The sequence below is a fragment of the Kamptonema animale CS-326 genome (assembly GCF_028330895.1).
GTDB classification, from domain to species: Bacteria; Cyanobacteriota; Cyanobacteriia; order Cyanobacteriales; family Microcoleaceae; genus Kamptonema; species Kamptonema formosum.
In genome coordinates this window covers 1-5,367 of the sequence record NZ_JAQMUA010000465.1, presented here as the reverse complement: position 1 = coordinate 5,367, position 5,367 = coordinate 1, and the positions used below count along the sequence as shown (strand labels likewise).

The window sequence follows — 5,367 nt, the reverse complement described above, 5'->3', positions numbered from 1 at the left end:
TTAAACAAGCGACTGCCCAACCCTAGATAAATTTTACAAAAAAAACGCGATTGCCTCAAATATGTCTTCCGGCCTAGACCACCCGTTCAAAATTTATCAAAAAAATCTAAGGCTTATACCTTAAGTAGGTTGAGTTAGCCACAAAACCCAACCTACCATAACTTAATCACAACTTACGCCTTAAAATCTGAAACTCTACCAACAGCCTATATTCTCTTATATAAAAAATGACTTCAACCAATATCCTCTCCCCCCTCATTTTAAGCAGGGCTGTTTCATTTTTTCTCTCCTAAAAGGAGAGGGGAGACTCGGCATAATTCCTGAGATTAGATACCAGCACTCGGAGCAGAATCAGTACCCATCGGTAGCACAACACCGCGCAGAAAATCAATTTGCTGCTGAAAATCCATAGACTGGATTTGTCCTAATAAAACTTTGCCCTCTTGGGGAAGTTCATAGTCAGAAGGTACAGGAATAATAGTTCCCTCATCCATGCCTTGAGCTAGGAAATACCAAAAAGCCAACTTAGTTTCAGGACTCATAGAACCATACATACGGCTCAACTGAGAATTGCCTTTTGAGGCAATATCGCGCATCACTTGTAGCTGTTCTTCGTGAGGCAATTCCTTAACTTGCTCGAACAAACCCTGAGCAATTTCAGAACCGGAAGCACCCGGAGCTGCTGGCGTTATAGACTTGCCAAGTTCAGTATAAACAAACCATAGCAAACCTAACTGATCGTCTATGCTCAAGCCATTAAGAGCTTCTTTTCCTCGATCGTAAGCGCTAACAGTAGTAAAAGTCATTTCAGCCTCCAAAAGATTATAAATTATTCAGTCTTCTGTTTTACTTAGAAAACTGTTTTTGTTCCTTTACGAAAGTTAACGAATAAATCATGAAGGGTGAATCCTACTTAAGGAAGATCTGATCCCCGTTGGTAATTAGGGAGCCAGAAGTAAAATTTCTCAAAAAATTTATAACTAAAGATAGAAGTAATTAGGTGATAGCTTCATAATTAACTCCCGGTCTTATTGCTTTATGTCTTGGCGGACTTGTAAAATAGTTCGCCAAGACATAAAGCAATTCTAGCGCATTCAACCGGAAGTAATTATTTGAGGACAGTTCTCTCAATTAAGATTCCCTGGAACTCTGAGCAAAACGAGCTAATAATTCTTCACGATTAAGCTGCATAATCAGTTGCGTGAGTTCCAATGGTTCTAGTTGAATCAACGGCTCGATTATTTGGACTAATTCTTCATCTACAGCGCCAAATTTGACTTGTAGCATACTCTCGACCATCAGGCGTTGGTTTCGTTCGATACCTTGTTCGATACCTTGCTGGATACCTCGCTGAGTCGCATCTTCTAGCCGTTGCAAATACAAAGGTGACAGTTCCATAATTAACTCCCGATCTTCTCGATCTATTTCTTGGCGGACTTCTAAAATGGTTCGCAAGTTATACAACAATTCTAGCGCATTCAACCGAAAAGGGTTATCTGAGGGCATTTCTATCAATTCAGCAATGGCTTGTTTTTGCACATTTCCTTTCCCTAAAACTCTCAGCCACAGGGTTTCTGGAGTGCGAGGGAGTTGATGAATAGCAATAATTGCTGCTTTCAGAGATGTACCCATAAAATAAACTCCATTTACCCAATTTTCCGGTTCAGGAATCGCTCTAAATCCTGCTAACAGTGGGTCAGAAACCGTTGGTGATAGTATCCAGAGTAAGGGCAAATCTGATTCTGCAATTCGAGTATTTTCTCTAGCTGCTTGACGTTCAAATTCGGCGTGTAAGTCAAATAATTTGCCCAGACAACTCCGAATTTCTCCAGGTTGAACTGGACTGCGGAATGGTTCAAAGACAGCAGGTTTGGCTGCGATTTTACCCAGAAGACCGAGAGCTGTTGCTTCGACTTCCGGTTGGGATTTAGGAGCAAATAAAATGTCAATCTGCCTAACTTCTCCCACAATATCCCGGCTGGTTTCTACGTTACCTAGAGGACTCAATAATTCCTTGAGATACTGTTTAGCAAATTGGTCATGGATGAATCGGGTCATTTTTAATTTGTTACTAACTCAAATAAATTTTATCAGATGCGGCGCGTAAGTCCTGATAAAATAAACATCTGTTCTATAAAGGAAACCACCCATGCGACTCTCTCAAATGCTCTTCGCTACTCTGCGGGAAGAACCCGCAGAAGCAGAAATCCCCAGTCACAAACTATTACTACGTGCAGGTTACATTCGTCGCATCGGTAGCGGTGTCTATGTTTATCTCCCCCTGCTGTGGCGAGTGCTCAAAAAAGTCTCACAGATAGTCCGCGAAGAAATGGACGCTACCGGCGCTCAAGAATGCCTTCTACCTCAACTACAACCTGCTGAATTGTGGCGAGAATCTGGACGCTGGGACACATATACCAAGGCAGAAGGTATCATGTTTGCTCTCACAGATAGACAAAATCGTGAATTAGGATTAGGGCCAACTCATGAAGAAGTAATTACCACAATTGCCAAAGATATGATTCGTTCCTATCGGCAATTACCCCTGCACCTTTACCAAATTCAAACCAAATTTAGAGATGAGATTCGCCCTCGTTTTGGGTTAATGCGCGGTCGCGAATTCATTATGAAAGATGGCTATTCTTTCCATAAAGATGAAGAAAGCTTGAAAAAAACTTATCAGGATATGGCACAAGCTTATAGCAATATGCTACGCCGTTGTGGTTTAGAATTCAGAGGAGTAGATGCCGATTCTGGGGCGATTGGAGGTTCCGGTTCCCAGGAATTCATGGTATTAGCAGAAGCTGGTGAAGATGAAGTGCTTTATACTGAAGATGGTCAGTATGCAGCTAATGTAGAAAAAGCTGTTTCTCTGCCTGCTGATGCTGAACCATCACGTTTTACGAGTTATGAAAAATCTGAAACGCCAGGAACGGAAACGATTGAAAAACTTTGTAAATTTTTCAAATCTTCCCCTACCCAAGTGGTAAAAAATGTGCTTTACCAGGTAGCTTATGACAGCGGTATCATCGTCTTGGTACTGGTAATTATTCGAGGAGACCAGGACGTAAATGAGGTAAAATTGGTAAATGAATTAACCAAATTAGCTGAGAATTACCAAGCAAAAACCATTCTTTCTCTGACAGTTCCCGACGCAGAAGCACAACAGAAATGGGCAGCGAAACCTTTACCTTTAGGTTATATTGCGCCTGACATCGCAGATGATTACATTGCTAGCAGTAAACAAGTGCATCCTCAGTTCTTGCGGTTAGTAGATAAAACAGCAGTTGACTTAGAAAATTTTATCACTGGTTCTAACGAATCCGGCTACCACGTTGTCGGTGCAAATTGGGGGAAAGAATTCCCATTACCAGAAAAAGTGGTGGATGTCAGAAAGGCTAAAAAAGGCGATCGCGCTCTCCACAACCCCGCACAAACCTTACAAACTGCCAGAGGAATTGAAGTAGGTCACATCTTCCAACTTGGCACTAAATACTCCCAAGCAATGGGCGCTACCTATACGAACGAACAAGGGGAAGAAGTACCCTTGGTGATGGGTTGCTATGGTCTTGGTGTTTCTCGCTTAGCTCAATCTGCCGTAGAGCAATCTTACGACAAAGATGGGATAATTTGGCCAGTAGCGATCGCACCTTACCAAGTTATCATTTCTATCCCCAACATTAGCGATGCTCAACAGATAGAAGTAGCAGAAAAACTTTACACAGAACTCAATCAAGCTGGTGTTGAAACTCTGTTAGATGACCGCGATGAACGCGCAGGTGTTAAATTCAAAGATGCTGATTTAATTGGAATTCCCTACCGCATCGTTACGGGTCGTTCTCTCAAACAAGGTAAAGTTGAAGTTGTCGAAAGAGCCGCCCATAAATCTCATGAAATTGCCATTGATGATGTAAAATCCACTCTTATGCAGTGGATTAGTACAGCATTAAAATGAGCTTTTTTAACAAATATGGTCGGCCCGCACTCTGGGCATTCCTAATTTATATGCCGTTTGCTGATACCGTTACCTACGCGATCGCAGGCGGGAATGTCCTGTTTAATTTTGCCAAAGATATCTTTTATATCATCGCCCTGATTGGCATAATTGAACTCTGGCAAAAACAGCGACTTTTCCTGAGTGCAGCTAAACCTCTGGCAGCACCTCTTGGTGTTTTGCTAGGGACTTGTGCAGTAACGCTAATTTTAGCTAATGGCAATCCGCAACTAGCCGCCCCAGCCTCAGAACACCCTATTTTAATGGGAATAATCGGCTTAAAAGCTCTGATTTGGTATATACCACTGATTCTGTGCGGCTATTACCTAATTCGCGACAAACAGGATTTATTTTTCCTAACTCGCCTCCACGTTATCCTCGCTCTCACTTGTTGCGGTCTTGGATTCATGCAATACTTATTATTAGCTACAGGTGTATGTCCTAGCACTCGTAGTTACATTGGAGACGAGTTATTTAAAGCAAGTCTAAACGCTAGATGTTTTGTCGGTGGTTCTCTCATTTTCAACCCTGAACTAGGTTTGATCCGCTTGCCAGGAACATTTTTTTCACCTTTACAATGGGGCTGGTTTCTGATGGCGAATAGCTTTTTTACTTTTGCTTCCGCCGTCACCGATCCGGTTCGCCGTTGGCGATTAGTGAGTTTTGCTGCTCTTGCCTGCGTCTTCTTTTCTGGTGTGATTTCCGGTCAAAAAATTGTTTTGTTATTTTTACCCCCCATGTTAATTATACTATTAAATATATCCAGTGGGGTAAATCTATTTAAGCGGTTAATTTTGCTGAGTGCTGGCATATTAACTTTGTTAACAATTTGGACAGTTACGCCGGATTCTGTCAGCAATTTGAATAGTTTTTTTGCTAGCGAATTGATTGTATCTCAATCCCATCAGCCGATTAATGAAATGCCGGGATTGTTAGGAAAAGGTTTGGGAAGAGCGACGGAGGCGGCCAGTCTCTTCGGTCAAACTCAGCTAATAGCAAGTTACTATCGGAAAGTGCTTTATGAACTCGGTTTATTTGGCTTTTTTGGCATCATTGGGCTGGTTTCAACAGTGAGCTTTTTAACTTTTCAAGCTTATCATGCTGCTAGCGATCGCAGTTTACGCCGATTAGGAGTTTGTCTTTGGGTATTTATCCTATTTATCAGCTACAATACCTACTATTCTCCGCTAGATGTTGACCCGGTGGCAGTTTATTATTGGTTGTTTGCTGGCGTACTTTTCAAATTGCCTCAGTTGGATGAAGATTGGTAATGGGTAATGGGTAATTGGTAATGGGTAATTGGTAATTGGTAATTGGTAATTGGTAATATCCTGTTCGGCAAATTACTTACGATCTGTCATTGCGAGCGAAGC

Annotated in this window: 4 protein-coding genes; 2 read left to right on the top strand and 2 right to left on the bottom strand. The window is 41.8% G+C overall.

Features of this window, described 5'->3' with window-relative positions:
* Positions 1 to 326: 326 nt before the first annotated feature.
* Together PN499_RS27245 and PN499_RS27240 are read right to left on the bottom strand one after the other, a co-directional pair.
* Positions 327 to 806: an orange carotenoid protein N-terminal domain-containing protein gene (locus PN499_RS27245; RefSeq protein WP_272036472.1), complete on the bottom strand. Its 480-nt coding sequence runs from the start codon at positions 804 to 806 to the stop codon at positions 327 to 329.
* Between the two features lie 325 nt (positions 807 to 1,131).
* Positions 1,132 to 2,058: an RpnC/YadD family protein gene (locus tag PN499_RS27240; RefSeq protein WP_272036470.1), complete on the bottom strand. Its 927-nt coding sequence runs from the start codon at positions 2,056 to 2,058 to the stop codon at positions 1,132 to 1,134.
* A gap of 91 nt (positions 2,059 to 2,149) precedes the next feature.
* On the opposite strand from PN499_RS27240, the gene proS reads away from it, so the two are divergent.
* Together proS and PN499_RS27230 are read left to right on the top strand one after the other, a co-directional pair.
* On the top strand, positions 2,150 to 3,955 hold the full coding sequence (gene proS, locus PN499_RS27235) for a proline--tRNA ligase (RefSeq protein ID WP_272036468.1): 1,806 nt from the start codon (positions 2,150 to 2,152) through the stop codon (positions 3,953 to 3,955).
* Complete coding sequence (locus PN499_RS27230; protein ID WP_272036467.1) at positions 3,952 to 5,265, top strand: hypothetical protein; 1,314 nt, start codon at positions 3,952 to 3,954, stop codon at positions 5,263 to 5,265. The genes proS and PN499_RS27230 overlap by 4 nt, the downstream gene beginning before the upstream one ends.
* Positions 5,266 to 5,367: the final 102 nt, after the last annotated feature.